General features: G+C 70.3%; 2 protein-coding genes. One reads left to right on the forward strand and one right to left on the reverse strand.

Annotated features, from left to right (window positions below; genetic code table 11):
• Positions 1 to 318: TetR/AcrR family transcriptional regulator (locus A5680_RS07085; protein ID WP_156674996.1), on the reverse strand; the 318-nt coding region annotated here is incomplete at its 3' end.
• A gap of 101 nt (positions 319 to 419) precedes the next feature.
• Between A5680_RS07085 and A5680_RS07090 the strand changes: the two genes are divergently transcribed.
• A partial coding sequence (locus A5680_RS07090) for a TetR/AcrR family transcriptional regulator (RefSeq protein ID WP_156675023.1) occupies positions 420 to 720 on the forward strand: 301 nt, incomplete at its 3' end.

Below are 720 nucleotides of genomic sequence, written 5' to 3' on the forward strand. Positions count from 1 at the left end.
CTCGCGCATCAACCGGCCCGATTCGTCGAGCACCGCCTCGATGCGGTCGACGGCGTCGCCGGATCGCGCCGCGGCCGCCCGCAGCCGTGGCAGCGCGACGTCGGTTCGCGCCGCGATCGCGGCCTTGATCAGTTCGGCCTTGTTGGGAAAGTAGTTGTAGAGGCTGGCGCTGGTGACGTTCGCGGTGCGGGCGATCTCACGGATGGTGGCGCGGGAGTAGCCCGCCGTGGCCACACAACGCATGGTGGCCACGATGATTCGCTGGCGGGTGTCCTCGCCGCTGGCGCCCACCGGGCGTCCCCGCTGCGCCCGCGTCACCGTGCTCCGCCCACTCGCGTGTCCTGTCCGCCGGGCTCTCGAAGCCCGACAGCATCGAATATAATCGACTGATCGATTAGCCCGGGGGTTCGCGGAGGCAAATGAGCGTTCTGCCGTCACAGCTGGGGCGCCCGGTGGGTGCCGATGGCGAGCAGACCCGCGCGCGCGTCATCGCCGCGGCGATGCGGTGCGTGGCCGAGATGGGCTACTCCCGCACCACTATTCGCGAGATCGCGCGGGCCGCCGACATGACCAGCGGCAGCCTGTATCACTACTTTGCGAACAAGTCCGAGCTGCTGGACGCCGCCGTCGAGGAGATCGAGGGAATCGCGCTGCCGCGGCTGCAGGCCGCGGCCGAACGGGCCGACGGCGTGGTCGAACGCCTCGCGGCGGTGCTCGACG

The sequence above is a fragment of the Mycobacterium sp. E2989 genome (assembly GCF_001667595.1).
Taxonomy (GTDB): Bacteria; Actinomycetota; Actinomycetes; order Mycobacteriales; family Mycobacteriaceae; genus Mycobacterium.